Annotated in this window: 17 protein-coding genes; all 17 read left to right on the forward strand. The window is 30.2% G+C overall.

Features of this window, described 5'->3' with window-relative positions:
* Positions 1 to 2 precede the first annotated feature (2 nt).
* Complete coding sequence (gene frr / locus BUA48_RS01620) at positions 3 to 560, forward strand: ribosome recycling factor (RefSeq protein ID WP_072829415.1); 558 nt, start codon at positions 3 to 5, stop codon at positions 558 to 560.
* Between the two features lie 221 nt (positions 561 to 781).
* On the forward strand, positions 782 to 1,543 hold the full coding sequence (locus BUA48_RS01625) for an isoprenyl transferase (RefSeq protein WP_072829417.1): 762 nt from the start codon (positions 782 to 784) through the stop codon (positions 1,541 to 1,543).
* Positions 1,544 to 1,556: 13 nt separating this feature from the next.
* A complete protein-coding gene (locus BUA48_RS01630) occupies positions 1,557 to 2,354 on the forward strand; it encodes a phosphatidate cytidylyltransferase (protein WP_072829419.1) in 798 nt (265 codons plus the stop codon).
* Between the two features lie 146 nt (positions 2,355 to 2,500).
* Positions 2,501 to 3,457 (forward strand): AI-2E family transporter, encoded by a 957-nt coding sequence (locus BUA48_RS01635; RefSeq protein WP_178138931.1) that lies wholly within the window; start codon positions 2,501 to 2,503, stop codon positions 3,455 to 3,457.
* Positions 3,458 to 3,471: 14 nt separating this feature from the next.
* Complete coding sequence (gene dxr / locus BUA48_RS01640) at positions 3,472 to 4,629, forward strand: 1-deoxy-D-xylulose-5-phosphate reductoisomerase (RefSeq protein WP_072829421.1); 1,158 nt, start codon at positions 3,472 to 3,474, stop codon at positions 4,627 to 4,629.
* A 26-nt stretch (positions 4,630 to 4,655) separates the two neighbouring features.
* Entirely contained in the window at positions 4,656 to 5,681 is a 1,026-nt protein-coding gene (gene rseP, locus BUA48_RS01645) for an RIP metalloprotease RseP (RefSeq protein WP_072829423.1), read from the forward strand.
* Between the two features lie 11 nt (positions 5,682 to 5,692).
* On the forward strand, positions 5,693 to 6,742 hold the full coding sequence (ispG, locus tag BUA48_RS01650; protein ID WP_072829425.1) for a flavodoxin-dependent (E)-4-hydroxy-3-methylbut-2-enyl-diphosphate synthase: 1,050 nt from the start codon (positions 5,693 to 5,695) through the stop codon (positions 6,740 to 6,742).
* Between the two features lie 63 nt (positions 6,743 to 6,805).
* Positions 6,806 to 11,137, forward strand: coding sequence for a PolC-type DNA polymerase III (locus tag BUA48_RS01655; RefSeq protein WP_072829427.1), 4,332 nt, complete (start codon positions 6,806 to 6,808; stop codon positions 11,135 to 11,137).
* Positions 11,138 to 11,328: 191 nt separating this feature from the next.
* Positions 11,329 to 11,787 carry a ribosome maturation factor RimP gene (rimP, locus tag BUA48_RS01660; protein WP_072829429.1) on the forward strand — a complete coding sequence of 153 codons (459 nt, stop codon included), beginning with the start codon at positions 11,329 to 11,331 and terminating at the stop codon, positions 11,785 to 11,787.
* 2 nt (positions 11,788 to 11,789) lie between these two features.
* Positions 11,790 to 12,857 (forward strand): transcription termination factor NusA, encoded by a 1,068-nt coding sequence (nusA, locus tag BUA48_RS01665; protein WP_072829431.1) that lies wholly within the window; start codon positions 11,790 to 11,792, stop codon positions 12,855 to 12,857.
* A 27-nt stretch (positions 12,858 to 12,884) separates the two neighbouring features.
* Positions 12,885 to 13,151 carry an RNase P modulator RnpM gene (gene rnpM, locus BUA48_RS01670; protein WP_072829433.1) on the forward strand — a complete coding sequence of 89 codons (267 nt, stop codon included), beginning with the start codon at positions 12,885 to 12,887 and terminating at the stop codon, positions 13,149 to 13,151.
* A complete protein-coding gene (locus BUA48_RS01675) occupies positions 13,144 to 13,455 on the forward strand; it encodes a ribosomal L7Ae/L30e/S12e/Gadd45 family protein (RefSeq protein ID WP_072829435.1) in 312 nt (103 codons plus the stop codon). Before rnpM ends, BUA48_RS01675 begins: the two co-directional genes overlap by 8 nt.
* Before the next feature lie 16 nt (positions 13,456 to 13,471).
* Positions 13,472 to 15,550, forward strand: a complete 2,079-nt coding sequence (infB, locus tag BUA48_RS01680; protein ID WP_072829437.1) for a translation initiation factor IF-2 — start codon at positions 13,472 to 13,474, stop codon at positions 15,548 to 15,550.
* A gap of 17 nt (positions 15,551 to 15,567) precedes the next feature.
* Positions 15,568 to 15,930, forward strand: a complete 363-nt coding sequence (gene rbfA, locus BUA48_RS01685; protein WP_072829439.1) for a 30S ribosome-binding factor RbfA — start codon at positions 15,568 to 15,570, stop codon at positions 15,928 to 15,930.
* Positions 15,920 to 16,882: a DHH family phosphoesterase gene (locus tag BUA48_RS01690; RefSeq protein WP_072829441.1), complete on the forward strand. Its 963-nt coding sequence runs from the start codon at positions 15,920 to 15,922 to the stop codon at positions 16,880 to 16,882. The genes rbfA and BUA48_RS01690 overlap by 11 nt, the downstream gene beginning before the upstream one ends.
* A complete protein-coding gene (gene truB, locus BUA48_RS01695; RefSeq protein WP_072829443.1) occupies positions 16,882 to 17,748 on the forward strand; it encodes a tRNA pseudouridine(55) synthase TruB in 867 nt (288 codons plus the stop codon). The genes BUA48_RS01690 and truB overlap by 1 nt, the downstream gene beginning before the upstream one ends.
* Before the next feature lie 10 nt (positions 17,749 to 17,758).
* Entirely contained in the window at positions 17,759 to 18,682 is a 924-nt protein-coding gene (locus BUA48_RS01700) for a bifunctional riboflavin kinase/FAD synthetase (RefSeq protein WP_072829445.1), read from the forward strand.
* The last annotated feature ends 1 nt before the right edge of the window (position 18,683 follow it).

The raw sequence follows: 18,683 nt of genomic DNA on the forward strand, positions 1-18,683 counted from the left end.
GAATGTTAAAAGAACTTTATAACTCAATTTCGGAAAAAATGAATAAAACAATTTCTGTTTTAGTACAAGAATTAGGATCTATGAAGGCTGGAAGAGCAAATCCAAAAATGCTAGACAAAATAGAAGCTGAATATTACGGAAGCTTAACTCCATTATCTCAGCTTGCAAATATTTCAGTGCCAGAAGCAAGGATTTTATTAATTCAACCTTACGATAAAACATCATTAAAAGAAATTGAAAGAGCTATTTTAAAATCAGATTTAGGATTAAATCCTTCTAATGATGGTTCTGTTATAAGATTATTAATACCAGAGTTAACAGAAGAAACAAGAAAAAATTTAGTGAAAAATATCAAAAAGGCTGGAGAAGATTCTAAAGTTGCTATAAGATCTATTAGACGTGATGCTAATGATAAAATAAAAGCTTTAAAAAAGAATAATGATATAACAGAAGATGAAGTAAAAATTGCAGAAGAAAAAATTCAAAAAGAGACAGATGGATTTGTTAAAGAAATAGAAAAATTAGTAGAAGAAAAAGAAAAAGAAGTTATGACAATATAGTCTTAATACCTAGAAAACCTGCTTTTGCGGGTTTTCTTATTAAATAATACTTTATACTTTTGAAATATTATAATATCTTATGGTACAATGATTAAAGAAATTATAATAATTTTAAGCTTATACAGGTAATAGTGAATGTATTTTAAATTTATTAGTAAAATATATATTATAGGTATATTCACTTTGTGTAAACTGAAATAGAGAAGAATGGAGAGAAAAACATGGCAAAGTTTTTAAATTTCTTTACATCTGATAAGAGTGAAGAAATAACTTTAAATATGGATAGTATACCTAAGCACATAGGTATTATAATGGACGGAAATGGAAGGTGGGCTAAGGCTAAGGGACTGCCAAGAAGTGCAGGTCACAAGGCTGGTGTAGAGACTATAAGAGAGGTATTAGTTGAATGTAATGATCTAGGTGTAAAATATTTGACTATATATGCTTTTTCATCTGAGAATTGGAAGAGACCTAAAGATGAAGTAAATACTTTAATGAGTTTGCTTGTTCAGTATTTAAGAAAAGAGTTAAATGAAATACATAAAGAAAAAGTAGTAATAAAAACTTTAGGAGATTTATCTGCTTTACCAGAACTTTGTGTAAAAGAAATAGAGGATGCCAAGGAAAAAACTAAGGATAACACAGGGTTAGTTTTTAATATTGCATTAAATTATGGTGGAAGAGATGAAATTATTCATGCAGTAAAGAAGCTATATAAGGATGTAGAAAGTGGAAAGGTAAAAGAAGAGGAAATAGATAAAGAGATTTTTGAACAATATTTATATACTGCGGGAATGCCGGACCCTGATATAATAATAAGAACAAGTGGTGAGCAAAGATTAAGTAATTTCTTACCATGGCAATCTACTTATTCAGAGTTCTGGTTTACTGATATAAATTGGCCAGATTTTAAGAAAGATACTTTGAGAAAAGCAATATATGATTATCAAAATAGGGAAAGAAGATTTGGCGGAGTAAAATAGAGGTGGTTTATTTATGGATAAACGATATGTTGGAGCTGCAATTTTGGCACCATTTCTTATATTTTTATTTATAGGTGGCGTATATTTAAAGGTTTTACTAGGATTAGTATCTTTAATGGGTATGTATGAATTTTATAAGGTTGTAAAAAGTAAAGGAATTAACTGTTTTTATCCCTTAGGATATTTAGCTTGTGTTATTTACTTTGTTTTTTTAGAGTATATGTACAGTGGAAATAATTTAATGTATTTAGTAATTGCATTAACCTTTATTTCTATGTGTATTCCTGTATTTAACAATAAATATAATTTTATAGATGCAGGTATTACTGTTATGGGATTCATATATATTGCTATGGCGTTTAGCTTTATTGTATTACTAGAACAAAAGGAATATGGCAATTATTTAATATGGTTTATTTTTATTGTTTCTTGGGTTGCAGATAGTGCAGCTTATTACTGTGGTAAGACATTTGGTAAACATAAGCTTTCTCCTATAGTAAGTCCTAAAAAATCTGTTGAAGGTTTTATAGGTGGAATATGTTTTGCTATGATAGCAGCAGCTATATATGGAATTATAATAAGTAAATATGGTGTTAATATAGAAGTGTATCATTATATTATAATGGGTCTCTTAGGAAGTATATTTGGTACTGTTGGAGATTTAATAGCATCTTCTATAAAAAGATATGTTGGAGTTAAGGATTATAGTAACCTAATTCCAGGACATGGTGGTATTTTAGATAGATTTGATAGTATTTTAATGGTATCAGTAGTGTTTTTTTATTATGTAACATTTATTATAAAATTATAATCTTATAAAGGATTACATTTAAACTTTAAATGTAATCCTTTATGCTTTTATAAGTCTAGTTAAAGAAAATATATCCTCATTGAATTAAATACTAATATATTAAATGTGTTCTTAATATAATTAAATATAATAATTATTATGGAGATGTGAATGTTATAGAAAAATATGATAAAATTATAAAGAGTCTATTTATTTTATGCATTTTTATAGGATGCACTTTTTTTCTTAAAAGATATTTTACACCAGCTTTTGCTATAATACTATTGATATTTGTTTGTAATCCCATATATAATGTATTGCATAGAAAATTTCAATTTAATGATAAAATAGCTTCTATAATAAGTATACTGTTTATTAATTTTACTGTTATATTTATTATTTATAATTTAGGTAACTGTATTATTTGCAATTATGGAGATAAAATAAATAACATTAAAGATTCTTTTATGGATATTGTTGGGAGACTGAATGAAATATTTAAAGCATTCAACATACCTAATCAAGATTTTTCTATTAGCTCTCTTATAAATAGTAATCTAATAAAGGAAGGGGCAAGGTATACTTCAGACGGATTAATTATTTATTTTATGTCTAATATAATAGTTTATTTTATATTGGTGGATAAGGAAAATATAAGAAAGTTCCTAAATAACTTATTTTATAAAGAAAATATGGATATACTTATTAATAAATATATGGATTTAAAAAACATATTTGTTATAGAAGCTAAGCTAGTAGTATTATTTACTATAGAAACAATAATAGGTTTTTTGATTTTAGGGGTAGATAATGCTATCTTACTAGGATTAATCTGTGGTATATTGGATTTATTACCTTATATAGGTACTATAATAGTATTTATACCATTGATTTTAAGTGAGTTATTACATAGCAATTATATAGTAGTAATTGGATTAACAGCCTTATATTTTATGTTGATTATTACTAGACAAATTATGGAGGCAAAATTCATAGGTGATAAATTAGAACTACATCCCTTAGCTCTTATAATATCCTTATATATAGGTATAAAGATATTTGGAATTTTAGGTGTATTTATTGGACCTATGTATGTAATAACAGTAAAAGAATTTATAACATAAAAGGAGATAATATTGTGAAGAACATAAGTATTTTAGGGGTAACTGGGTCAATAGGAACTCAGAGCTTAGATGTTATTAGAAAGAATATAGAAGAGGTGAAATTAATTAGTATAGCAGCTAATAATAGCCATGAGGAAGTTATTTCAATAATAAATGAGTTTGCTCCTAAGTATGTAGCTATGATGAGTGAAAAGGCTACTGAAATAATAAAAAACTATGTAAGAGAAAATTCCTTAGACATTGAAGTATATAGTGGAATTGAAGGGTTAAATAAAATTGTAACAATAAAAGAAGTGGATTTGGTAATTACTTCCGTTGTTGGAATGATAGGACTTGTACCCACAATGGAAGCAATAAAGGCAGGAAAGGATATAGCTCTTGCTAATAAAGAGACTTTAGTAGCAGCTGGAGATATTGTTATGAAAGCAGCAAAGGAATATGGAGTGAAAATACTTCCAGTTGATTCAGAACATGGTGCTATATTTCAATGTTTGAGAGGAAATGAAGAGGAAAAGGTAAGTAGAATAATTTTAACAGCATCAGGTGGACCATTTAGAGGGAGAAAAAGAGAGGAATTAGTGCATATAAAAGCTAAGGAAGCATTAAAGCATCCTAAATGGAATATGGGACAGAAAATTTCCATTGACTCATCAACCTTAATGAATAAGGGATTAGAGGTAATAGAAGCACATTGGCTATTTAATGCTAGTTATGATGATATAGAGGTTGTAGTGCATCCTCAAAGCATAATACACTCTATGGTGGAATATAATGATGGAAGTGTAATGGCACAGCTTGCAGACCCAGATATGAGATTGCCAATACAATATGCTATTAATTATCCTAAGAGAGAGGAAAAGGTAATTAAACCCTTAGATTTTTCAAAGATATCAACTTTAACCTTTGAAAAACCTGATATGGATACTTTTAGATGTTTAAAAATAGCATATGAAGCAGGAAAACAGGGTGGAAATTGTACTGCAATCATGAATACGGCTAATGAAATGGCAGTGGAACTTTTTTTGAAAGATAAAATAGGCTATCTAGATATAGAAAATATAATAGAAGATAGCTTGAATACTTTTGAATATGTAAGCAATCCAACACTAGAAGAAATAATAGAGTTGGATAGAAAGGTAAGAGAATATATAATAAAAACTTACAATGCTTAAATATAAATTTTAAGGAGGGGAAATCAATGTCAACAATATTAAGTTATATACCCTACATACTTTTAGCTTTAGTGGTGTTCAGTTTACTTATAATAGGTCATGAATTTGGACATTTTATACTGGCTAGAATTAATGGGGTTAAAGTAAATGAATTTTCTTTGGGAATGGGGAAAAAAGTTTGGAGTTATAAAGGAAAGAAAACAGAGTATTCTTTAAGAATAGCTCCAATTGGTGGCTTTGTAGCTATGGAAGGAGAAGCAGAGGATTCAGAAGATCCAAGTGCCTTTTCAAATAAAAGTCCCCTAAGAAGAATATCTATAATTGCAGCAGGACCAATTATGAACTTTATTATGGCAATTTTATTTTTTGCTATTTCCTCATATATGATGGGCTTTGCAATACCACAAATTAGCAAGATAGAAGCCAATACACCAGCTCAAGTTGCACAACTTAATGTTGGAGACGAAATTGTAAAAGCTGATGGAAGAAAAATTAATACATGGAGTGACTTCTTATTAGTAATGAGTGAACAAGATGGAAGCAGTATGGATTTAGAAGTTAAAAGAGATGGTGAACTTATAACTAAATCTATAACTCCACAAAAAAAAGATGATGCGTTTACAATAGGTATAAATGCTACTATAGTTAAACCTAATTTATGGCAAGCCATAACTAATGGTGCTAATGAAACAAAAACTATGGTAAAAGAAACCTTTAAGTTCTTTGGTAAGCTATTCCAAGGAGATGTAAGTAAAGATGATGTTGGTGGTCCAGTTTCTATTGTTAAACTATCAGTAAACATGGCACAACAAGGATTAGCTCCACTAATGTTCTTTGCAGGTTTCTTAAGTGTGCAATTAGGAATATTTAACTTAATACCTTTCCCAGCATTAGATGGTGGATGGATTACAATACTATTAATTGAATTTATTTTAAGAAGAAAAATAGATGAGAATAAAATAGCAATAATCAATAATATTGGATTTACTATTTTAATAGGACTTATGATATTAATTACCATAAAGGATATAATTAGTCCTATTCAGTTTTAGGAGTTGAGTTAATGAACAGAAAGACAACTAGAAAAGTTAAGGTTGGAAAGATTTCTATAGGTGGAGATTCTCCTATAGCAGTTCAATCTATGACTAATACAGATACTAGAGATGTAGAAGCTACAGTAAAGCAAATTCTTAGCTTAGAAAAAGCTAAATGTGATATAGTTAGATGTGCAGTTCCTGATATGGAAGCTGCAGAAGCTATTAAAGAAATAGTGAAAAAAGTTAGTATACCAGTAGTTGCAGATATTCATTTTGATTATAAACTAGCTTTGAAGTCTATAGAAAATGGAGTTTCGGCAATTAGAATAAATCCAGGAAATATAGGTAGTAAAGATAGAATAGAAGCTGTTGTTAAAGCTTGTAAAGAAAAAAATATTCCTATAAGAATAGGAGTTAACTCTGGTTCTCTTGAAAAGGAAATTCTTGAAAAGTATGGGCGAGTTACTTCTGAGGCGCTAGTTGAAAGTGCTTTGAAACATGTAGAAATACTAGAAGAACTAGGATTCTTTGATATAGTTATTTCAATAAAATCTTCAGATGTTTATCAAACAATAGAGAGTTATAGACTTTTATCAGAAAAAGTTGATTACCCACTTCATATAGGTGTAACTGAAGCAGGAACTATTTTTGCGGGTACAATTAAATCCTCTGTAGGAATAGGTACACTAGTAGCTGAGGGTATAGGTGATACCTTGAGAGTATCTTTAACAGGAGATGTTATAGATGAAATTAAGGTTGGTAGAGAAATCTTAAAATCTCTTGGACATATAAATGAAGGTATAAAATTTGTATCTTGCCCTACTTGTGGTAGAACTGAAATTAATCTTATTAAAATAGCAGAAGAAGTAGAAGAAAGATTAAAAGATATGGATAAGGACATAAAAGTTGCTGTTATGGGCTGTATTGTTAATGGGCCAGGAGAAGCAAAAGAAGCTGATATAGGCATTGCTGGCGGAAAGGGTCAAGGATTAATCTTTAAAAAAGGTGAAATTGTTAAAAAGGTAAAAGAAGAAGATTTAGTTGAGGAACTTATTAAGGAAATAGAAAATCTATAATTAAAAGGGCTGTGAATTTCATAGCCTTTCTTTCTTTAAGATTATTTAAGGGAGGTGTACATTATGATAGATTTAGATAGCTTTTTTACTGAAAATATAAGCAAAGAGGAATACAATCTTATAAAAGATATTACTTTTAAGCGAATACAATATTTAAGAAAGGAAAGCATTTTAAGAGTCATTATAAAGTCTTCTACTGTAATAGAAGAGAAAGTAAAGGAAGTTATAAAGAAAATAATAGTTGATAAGCTATATTACATAGATAATGTTGAATTAGTATGCTTGAAGGATATAAGTGAAGTTAGTCTTGAAGAAATAATAGAAAAATATTGGAATGACATAGTATCCTTTGTTACTAAAAGCATACCTGTTGGAAAAGAGTGTCTTACAAATTGCAAAAAAGAATTGAGTGATGGTAATCTTAATATATATTATGGAAATGAGTTTGTATGTAGAATACTTAAAGGTAAGAATATAGAGGGAATTGTGAAGCATACAATTAAAGACATGTTTGGAGTAAATCCTTTAGTTAAGCTAATATATAGCAAGGAGTTAGACACTGGAGAGTACTTTAGGGAAAAAGAAAGTGAAAATATAGGAATAATAAAGGATGTTGTAAGTGGAAAGATTGTTTCTACTAAGGATAGCAAACCCAAAGAAGCACCTAAGAAAAATAAAGAATACGGTGGGGGAAGTAAGGGGAGCTATAAAGAAAATAGAAATTATGGACCTAAAGACAAAAATGCTATTTTAGGCAGAGGTGTTAATGAAGAACCTATTGAAATGAAAGAGATAGTGCCTGATATTGGTATAGTTTCTATAAAGGGAGATGTATTTAAGGTTGAACTTAAAGAAACTAGAACAGGTAACATAATAATGACATTCTTTATTACAGATTATACAAGTTCTATAGCAGTAAAGATTTTCATTAAAGGAGAAAAGGGAGAGCATCTTTTAGATGAAATAAAAAATGGCGTTCACTTAAAAATAAAAGGCCAAGTGGAATATGATATGTATTCTAGAGACTTGGTATTAAAACCAACAGATATAGTTAAGATGGAAAAGATAGAAAAAATGGATTTATCTTCTGAGAAGAGAGTAGAGTTACATTTACATACAACTATGAGTTCCATGGATGGTTTAACCCCTGCTAGCAAGCTTATAGAAAGAGCAGGTAAATGGGGTCATAAAGCAATAGCAATTACAGATCATGGAGTAGCTCAAGCCTTTCCAGAGGCACAAAGTGCAGGGAAGAAGCATGGGGTAAAAATCATTTATGGAGTTGAGGGATATTTAGTTGACGATGGAGAAACCATAGCAATTGGAGGAGAAGATAGAAGCTTAGAGGATGAATATGTTGTTTTTGATATAGAAACAACAGGATTTTCTAGCGATAATGATAAGATAATAGAAATTGGGGCTGTGAAAGTTAAAGATGGCCAAATTATAGATAGCTTCAATGTTTTTGTAAATCCTGAAAGAAAAATTCCTTTAAATATAATAGAATTAACAGGGATAAATAACGATATGGTTAAGGATGCAGAAACTATAGAAAATGTTCTGCCTAAATTTATGAAGTTTATAGGTGAATCTGTAGTTGTAGCACATAATGCTACCTTTGATACATCATTTATAAGAAAGAATTGTAATAAAATAAATCTAAAATTTAATAATCCTATTATGGATACAATACCTTTGTGTAAATATATCTTTCCAGACTTAAAAAGGTATAAGTTAAGCACTATAGTTAAGCATTTAGGTATAACTTTAGAACAACATCATAGAGCAGTAGATGATGCTAGAGCAACTGCGGATATATTATTACATTGTTTTAAAGAATTAAAAGAAAAAAATATAGAAAATATAGGACAATTAAATGCAGAGTTTATTAAAAACTTTAATGTGAAAAATGCAGCTACTTACCACATAATAATTTTAGCTAAAAATCAAGTTGGAATTAAAAATTTATATAAGCTGATTTCAGAAGCCAATCTAGAATACTTTAAAAGAAGACCTAGAATGCCTAAGAGTCGAATAAATTATTATAAGGAAGGACTTATAATTGGCTCTGCCTGCGAAGCTGGGCAAGTATTTAAGGAGTTATTAAGCGGTAAATCCTTAGATGAGTTGGAATCAGTAGTAGATTTTTATGATTATGTTGAAATTCAACCCATTGGAAATAATCAATTTATGATTAAAAATGGAACCGTAAATGATGAAAAAGATTTACAAGAAATAAATAAAAAGTTATATGAATTAGGTAAAAGATATAATAAGCCAGTAATAGCCACAGGAGATGTTCATTTTATGGATCCTGAGGATGCTGTATTTAGAGCTATATTAATGGCAGGACAGGGCTTTGATGATGCAGATGATCAAGCGCCCTTATATTATAGAACAACTGAAGAAATGCTAAGGGAATTTAGTTATTTAGGTGAAGACATAGCAAAGGAAGTTGTAATAACTAACCCTAATGCTATAGCGGATATGGTAGAAGAAATAAAACCTATTCCTGATGAAACATTTACACCTAAAATAGAAGGTGCAGAAGAGGACATAAGGAATATGACTATGGAAAAAGCTCATAGCATATATGGAGAACCATTACCTGAAGTTGTTCAAAAAAGATTGGATAAGGAGCTTAATTCTATAATAAGTAATGGATATGCAGTATTATATCTAATTGCACATAAACTAGTTGCCAAATCTTTATCTGATGGTTATTTAGTTGGATCGAGAGGATCTGTTGGTTCCTCTTTAGTAGCTACAATGAGTGATATAACAGAGGTAAATGGATTGCCACCTCATTATGTTTGCCCTAAGTGTAAGCATAGTGAATTTATATTAGATGGATCAGTTGGTGCGGGAGTAGACCTTCCAGAAAAAAATTGTGAAAAATGTGGAGAACCCTATATAAGAGATGGTTTTGATATTCCCTTCGAAACTTTCTTAGGTTTTGAAGGAGATAAGGAACCTGATATAGACTTAAACTTCTCAGGAGATAACCAAGCTGATATTCATAAATATACAGAGGAGCTATTTGGACATGGGCATACTTTTAAGGCAGGAACAATAGGTACAATTGCAGATAAAACTGCTTATGGATATGTAAAAAAATATTTGGATGAAAGAAATAAGGTTTCAACTACTGCGGAGATTGAAAGATTAACCATAGGATGCACTGGAGTTAAAAGAACTTCAGGGCAACATCCAGGGGGGATAATGGTTGTGCCAAGTGATAATGAAATATTCAATTTTTGTCCAATACAACATCCGGCAGATGATCCCAATTCAGATATAGTTACTACGCATTTTGATTATCATTCAATAAGTGGTAGATTACTTAAGTTAGATATTCTAGGGCATGATGACCCTACTGTACTTAGAATGTTAAAGGATTTAACAGGCATTGATCCAACAACGGTACCCTTAGGTGATGAGAAGGTGTTAAGTATATTTACTACTCCAGAGGGACTTGGACTTACAGAAGAGGAGCTTGGATGTGAAGTTGGTTGTTATGGTATACCTGAATTTGGTACTAAATTTGTAAGACAAATGCTTATAGATACTCAGCCTAAAACTTTCTCGGATTTAGTCAGAATATCAGGACTTTCTCATGGTACTGATGTTTGGCTTAACAATGCCCAATATTATATAAAAGAAGGCTATACAACTCTGAAAGATTGTATAGCAACGAGAGATGATATAATGGTATATCTTATTTATCAAGGATTACCACCTAAAACAGCCTTTACTATAATGGAGAAAGTAAGAAAAGGAAAGGGATTATCTGAAGAGCATGAAAAGGTAATGAGAGAAAATAATGTTCCAGAATGGTATATAGGATCTTGTAAAAAGATTAAATATATGTTCCCTAAGGGGCACGCAGCAGCTTATGTAATGATGGCTATTAGAATAGCGTATTTCAAGGTGTATTATCCAGAGGCTTATTATACAGCATATTTTACAGTTAGAGCTGATGAATTTGATGGTGATTTAATAATAAAGGGAAATGATGCTATCTTAGCAAAAATGAAAGAATTATATGATCAAGGGAACAATATAAGTGTTAAGGATAAAGGATTGCTTACAACTTTGGAATTGTGTCATGAAATGGGCTTAAGAGGAATAGATTTTTTAGAAGTAGATTTATATAAGTCGGCTGCAACTAAATTTACCATAGAAAATGGTAAAATTAGAATGCCTTTAAGTGCCTTAGAGGGCGTAGGTGATAATGCGGCTGATAGTATTGAACTTGCAAGGAAAGATGGAGAATTTATTTCTAAGGAAGATTTAAGACTTAGAACCAAGGTTTCTAGAACTGTAATTGAAGCTTTAGATCATCATGGATGCTTAAAAGGAATGTCTGATACTAACCAATTATGTCTATTTTAAGATTTTACTTGAATTGTAAAGGTATATGTGGTAAACTTAGTTAAAGTAACATTGGTATAAATAGTTAGGGGAAAGAGTAGGTTAAATCCTGCTCTTTCTATTTGTTAAAACGCAGCTTCTGGTTGCGTTTTAATTTATACTATAATAATTTTGTAAAATTTGAGGAGAATATTTATAAGGAGGTTTAAAAAATGAAAGAAGCATTGGTTTGTAAAGTAGTAGAGATTGTAGAACCTATAGTTACAAACTTAGGATATGAATTATATCACGTTGAGTTTGTAAAAGAAGGCGGAGAAGATTATCTTAGAATATATATAGACAATGAAGAAGGCATAAAACTAGATGATTGCGTTAAAGTAAATAAAGCAGTTGGAGAGATATTAGACATAGAAGATCCTATACCAGATTTTTATTATTTAGAGATTTCATCACCAGGTATGGAAAGAGAGTTACATACTGATAAACATTTACAAAGATACATAGATTACTCTGTGTCTATAAAATTAAAATCATTAATTAATGGTAAAAAGAAATTAGAGGGAACACTAAAGAGTTTTGATTCATTAAATTTAGTTATTTTAAATGAAGAAGGAGAAATAGTGGTTCCTAGAGAAAAAGTTTTAATAATTAAGCTAAAAGGGGAGTTTTAAAAATGAACGAGGAATTTATAGGTGCACTTAAAGAAATAGTTAAAGAGAAAAATGTAAGTGAAGATTTTTTATTTAAGGCTATTGAGGACGCTTTGGTTTCAGCTTATAAGAAAAACTACTCAAAATATACTAATAATGCCCAAAGTGTAAAAGTAACAATCAATAGAGAAACAGGAGAAATCCACGTTTATGCTCAAAAGAAAGTTATTGATGGTCTTTGGGATGAGATAACAGAAATTGAACTTGAAGATGCAAAAGAAATAGATCCACGTTACGAAGAAGGAGATATAGTTGAGATTGAAGTTACTCCAAGAGAATTTGGAAGAGTAGCTGCTCAAAATGCTAAACAAGTTGTAGTTCAAAGAATTAAAGAAGCAGAAAAAGAAATAATATACAATGAGTTTTTAGAAAAACAACATGATATAATAACAGGAATAGTTTTAAGAAAAGAAAAAGACAATGTTTTCATAAACCTTGGGAAAATGGAAACTATCTTAGGGCCAAATGAGCAAATACCTTCAGAGCCATATAACTTTAATGAGAGAATAAAGTTATATATTGTTGAAGTAAAGAAAAACTCTAAGGGACCTCAAGTTGTTATTTCAAGAACTCATCCAGGCTTAGTTAAGAGATTATTTGAATTAGAAGTTCCTGAAATATTCACAGGAGTTGTAGAAATAAAAAATATTTCTAGAGAAGCTGGTTCAAGAAGTAAAGTTGCTGTATTTTCTCATGATGAAAATGTAGATCCAATGGGTGCTTGTGTAGGTCCTAAAGGTGTAAGGGTTCAAAACATAGTAGATGAACTAAACAATGAGAAAATAGATATAATAAAATGGAGTGAATCTCCAGAAGAGTTTATAAGTAACTCTTTAAGTCCAGCAAAAGTTTTAAACGTAGAAATCGTAGATGAAGAAAACAAATGTGCTAAAATAGTAGTGGATGATAGTCAATTATCACTTGCTATAGGTAAAGAAGGACAAAATGTAAGATTAGCTGCGAGATTAACTGGATGGAAGATTGATATAAAAAGTAAATCTCAAGCTGATAAAGAGAACGTAGAAGCTTAAAAATTTGTTTTTAGAGGTGAGGCTTTTATGAAACAGAAAAAAATTCCACAAAGAATGTGCATTGGATGCATGGAAATGAAACCTAAAAAAGAGTTGATTCGTGTTGTTAAAAATTCTGAGGATGAAATATGTGTAGACTTAACTGGAAAAAAACCAGGAAGAGGAGCTTATATTTGTAAATGCAATGAATGTCTAGAAAAGGCAATAAAAAGCAACAGATTAGCTAAGAACCTATCTCATAAAATTGATGAAGAAATTTATGAAAGATTAAGGGTAGAATTAAAAGATGAATAATAAGTTTTATAATTTTTTAAATATCACTAGAAAATCAGGAAATGTACTAATCGGATACAATAAATGTGAAGATGCAATTAAACATGGAAAGATGAAGTTGGTGATGATGACTGAAGATTTATCTCAAAACTCTAAAGACAAATTTACAAAATATTGTTATGATAGAGACATAACGATAATAAGAGATATGGATAAAGAAGAATTAAATGCCTACCTATGTAGCAAAGAAATAAAAATAATAGGTATTACTGATGAGAATATGAGTAATAAATTATTAGATTTATGGCGAACTACAAATAATTAATTTGGGGGTGCAAATAATGGTAAAAGTAAGAATTTATGAATTAGCAAAAGAGTTAGATGTATCAAGTAAGGACTTAATCAATACACTAGCAGAAGAGTTCGGAATTGAAGTTAAAAACCATATGAGTGTTATTGATGAGGAAGATGCGGAATTAATAAAAGAATTATATAGTGATGCAGAAAACTCACCAAGAAAAAGTGATGATGAATCAGATATACTTGAACATTATGAAGAGATTGAAAACATTAATGCTGAAAAAGGATTCAAGAAAAAGAAGAATCCTAGAAAAGGCAAAGGTGGAGAAAAATCAGAGGATAATGAAAATCAAGATTTCCCAGGTGGAATGATAGAAATTGAAGAAACTATAACTGTAAAAGAATTTGCAGAATTATTAAAGAAACCAGCTAACGAAGTTATTAAAGAGATAATCTTTGCAGGTGTTATGGCTGGAATAAACCAAGAGATAGACTTTGCAACAGCTGAAAAGGTTGCTAATAAGTTTGAGGTTGAAGTCTTCTTAAAAGAAGAAGAAGTTGGTAAGGTAGAAGAAGATACAGAAATAGAAGAGGTTGATGATAACATAGAAAAGAGACCTCCTATCGTAACTGTAATGGGACACGTTGACCATGGTAAAACTTCTTTACTTGACGTTATTAAGAAAACAAGAGTTACAGATACAGAGGCTGGCGGAATCACTCAACATATAGGTGCGTATATAGCAACTGTAAATGGAGAAAAGATAACATTCTTAGATACTCCTGGACATGAAGCTTTCACATCAATGAGAGCTAGAGGAGCGCAAATAACTGATATTGTTATATTAGTAGTTGCAGCAGACGATGGTATTATGCCTCAAACTAAAGAAGCTATAAGTCACTGTAAAGCAGCAGGAGTTCCAATGATCGTTGCTATTAATAAAATAGACAAAGTTGGCGCTAATATAGATAGAGTTAAACAAGAATTAACAGAGCATGGCTTAATTGCAGAAGATTGGGGCGGAGATACAATCTGTGTGCCGGTTTCAGCTCACACTGAAGAGAATATAGATACCTTATTAGAAATGGTTGTATTAACAGCTGAAATGTTAGAATTAAAAGCTAACTCAGCTAGAAATGCAAAGGGTACAGTTGTAGAAGCTAAACTAGATAAAGGTAGAGGTCCAGTAGCTACTTTACTAGTTCAAAATGGTACTCTTCATATAGGAGATTCTATTATAGTAGGAACTACTTATGGAAGAATAAGAGCTATGTTTGATGATAAAGGAAATAATATTAAATCAGCAGGACCATCAGTTCCAGTTGAAATTTTAGGATTATCTGACGTTCCTCAATCAGGTGATAGATTCATCATGGTTAAGGACGAAAAGACAGCAAGAAATAGAGCTGAAGCAAGAAAAGAAAAGATAAGACAAGATAACTTCCAAAAGAGTCATAAGATTTCTTTAGAAGACTTATATAGTCAAATACAAGAAGGAAAAGTTAAAGAGTTAAGTATAATTGTTAAAGCTGACGTACAAGGTTCAGCAGAAGCATTATCTCAATCTTTAGAGAAGCAAAGTACTGATAGCGTTAAGGTAAGAGTTATACATTCAGCAGTTGGAGCTATAACAGAAACTGATATAAGTTTAGCTACTGCTTCAAATGCTATAGTAATAGGATTTAATGTAAGACCTGATAATAATGCAGCAGCATTAGCAGATAAAGAAAGTGTTGATCTTAAGTGTTATAGAGTAATATATGATGCTATAGAAGATGTTAGATCTGCAATGGTTGGATTATTAGAACCTGAATACAAGGAAGTTGTTCAAGGTAGAACTGAAATAAGACAGGTATACAAAATTTCTAACGTTGGTACAATTGCTGGATGCTATGTTTTAGATGGTAAAATAACTAGACACTCTAATATTAGATTATTAAGAGATGGAATAGTAATAGTTGAATCTACTTTAGCATCTTTAAAGAGATTCAAAGATGACGCTAAAGAAGTAGCAGCAGGTTACGAATGTGGATTAAATATAGAGAGATTTAATGATATTAGAGAAGGCGATATTATTGAGTCTTATATAATCGAAGAAATAAAACCACAAAAGCTATAATATAAGGAGAGTGTATTATGTCAAAATATAGAAATGGTAGACTTAATGAAGAAATAAAGAAATATGTAAGCGGCATAATTCAAAACAAAGTAAAGGATCCTAGAATATCAACTTTAGCAAGTGTTACTAGAGTAGATGTGACAAGTGATTTAAGTTATGCAAAGGTGTATATAAGTACTTTTGGTGATGAAAAGAGCAAAAAGGAAACAATTGATGCACTTAAAAAGTCTTCAGGGTTTATTAGATCAGAATTAGGAAAAGTTCTAAAGGTTAGACATATACCTCAAATAGTTATAGAGTTAGATCAAAGCTTAGAATATGGAATGCATATAGAATCTTTACTTAAAAAGATTGGAGAAGAATCTAAAAGTGAAGATTAGTGACATTGCTAATAAAATTAAAGAACTTAATGTTATAGGAATTACCTGTCATGTGTCTCCAGATGGAGATGCTATGGGTAGTTCCTTAGCATTATATGAAGCAATAAAAAAATTAGGTAAAAATCCATATATAATAAGTAAAGAAGAATTACCAAAGGGCTTTGAATTCTTAAAAAACTCAAATGAGGTATGTGAAGATAAACAGGAAGTATTAGAAGGTACAGAATGTGTAATTGTACTAGATTGTGCTAACAAAGAAAGAATAAATGGAAATATAAATTTTGAAGATAGAGATTACAAAATAATAAATGTTGATCACCATGTATCAAATGAATACTATGGTGACTACAATTATGTTGAAGATACTAGCTCTTCTACAAGTGAGATTATACACGAACTTATAGAGAATTTAGGAGTTGTTATAGATAGAGATATAGCTACCTGTATATATACAGGACTTTTAACTGATACGGGTTCATTTAGACATTCCGGTACTACGAAAAAAACTCATGAAGTAGCTGGTAAGTTAATTTCAACAGGTATAGACTTTTCAGAAATACATAGAATGATTTTTGATCGTAAAACAATAGAGAAGATAAAATTATACGGAAAAGTCATAGATACTATTGAACTAAGTTATAACAATAAACTTTGTATTATGTATATAACTAGAGCAATGTTAGAAGAATTAAATCTTTTAGATGAGGATACTTCCGATGTTTTAAGTTTTGGAAATAAAATAGAATCCGTAGAAGTGGTTGCCTTAATAAAAGAAAAAGAAGAGGGTGGAGTTAAAGCTAGCTTACGTTCAAAACAATATGTAGACGTAAATAAGGTATCTTCTCACTTTAATGGGGGAGGGCATGTAAGAGCTGCAGGATTTGCGACACCTATGAATATAGAAGAAACAAAAAATAAATTAAAGGAAATTTTAAGGGAAGAGTTGATATAATGAATGGAATAATTAATGTTTATAAACCCTTAGGAATAAGCTCCTTTGATGTGGTTCGTAAAGTGAAAAAAGTTTGTAATACAAAGAAGGTTGGGCATACAGGAACATTAGATCCTCTTGCTTGTGGAGTATTACCAATATGTATAGGTTCTGCAACAAAGGCTGTAGATTACATAATGAATGACTATAAGGTATACGTAGCAGAACTTAAGCTAGGTATTATAACAGATACCTATGATAGAGAAGGAAAGATACTTGAAGAAAATGAAGTAGATTTAAGTCAAGATGAAGTAAAAGAAGCTATATTATCTTTTGTGGGTAAGATAGATCAAGTACCACCTATGTATTCGGCATTAAAGGTAAATGGTCAAAAGCTTTATAAACTTGCAAGGGCTGGTATAGAAATAGAAAGAGTAGCAAGGCCAATAGAAATCTTTGATATAGAGATTCTTGAATTAAAGTTACCAGTTGCAAAAATAAGAATAAAATGCTCAAAGGGAACTTATATAAGAAGTTTATGTTACGATATAGGACAAAAACTTAATTGTGGTGCCATGATGTGGAGCCTTGAAAGGGAGGCTACAGGAACTTTTGTTAAAGAAAACTCTATTCATTTAGATAAATTAACAGAAGAGAATGTAGAACAATATTTAATTACATCAGAAAAGGTTTTTGAGGAGTATCCTTTCATAAGTATATCTGAGAGAGTAAAAAAATTATTATTAAATGGAGTGTCAATGAAAGATCCTGAGATTTTTTCTGAAACTCAATTTGATATAATATATAGAGTTTATTATGAAGATGAGTTTTTAGGTATTGCTAGTAAAACTTCAAAGGGATTTAAATTGCTTAAGTCTTTTAATTAGGAGTAAGGTCATGTTAGTTATCAGGGATAATTTCTGTGAAAATTTTAATGAGTCCACTATTGTTGCATTAGGAAGCTTTGATGGTGTACATAAGGGGCACATTGAGCTCATAAAAAAAACTAAGGAACTTGCAAGTAAAAATAATATTAAATCAATGGTATTTACCTTTGAAAACCATCCATTAAGTACTATAAATTATGAAATTATGCCTAAATTGCTTCAAAGCACGGAAGAAAAGATAAAGACTTTGGATAGTTTGGGAATAGATATATTAAATTTATGCCAGTTCAATAATGATTTTATGGAACTATCACCAGAAGAATTTATAAGAAAACTTGTTACACATTATAAAGTTAAGGGCATAGTGGTTGGATTTAATTATAGATTTGGGTACAAAAATCTAGGTGATGTAGAATTACTTATAGAGTTTTCTAAAAAGTTAGATTTTGAATTGCATATAGTTAGTCCTATAACAATGGATGGAGAAATTATAAGTAGTACTAAAATAAGAGCTTTAATTGCACAAGGAGAAGTTAAGAAAGCTAATGAATTATTAACAAGACCCTATTATGTGCATGGGAAAGTTATAAAGGGAAAGCAACTTGGAAGAACCTTAGGATTTCCAACAATTAATTTAGATTATGATAAAAAGTTTGCACTTCCTTTAGGTGGAGTATATTATACAGTAGTAGAATATAAGGATAAATTTTATAAAGGAATTACAAATATAGGGTATAATCCTACGGTAAATGGGAATAAATTAAGTGTAGAGACGCACATTATAGATTTTGAAGAAGTTATATATGATAAAGAAGTTAAGGTGTTTTTTATTGAAAGAATACGTAATGAAAAGTGTTTTAATTCTTTAGATGAACTTCAAACTCAATTGAATAAAGATAAATTATATGCGAAAAATAAAGAAATTAGAATGTAAA

It is taken from the genome of Clostridium collagenovorans DSM 3089, assembly GCF_900130005.1.
GTDB lineage: Bacteria > Bacillota > Clostridia > Clostridiales > Clostridiaceae > Clostridium_D > Clostridium_D collagenovorans.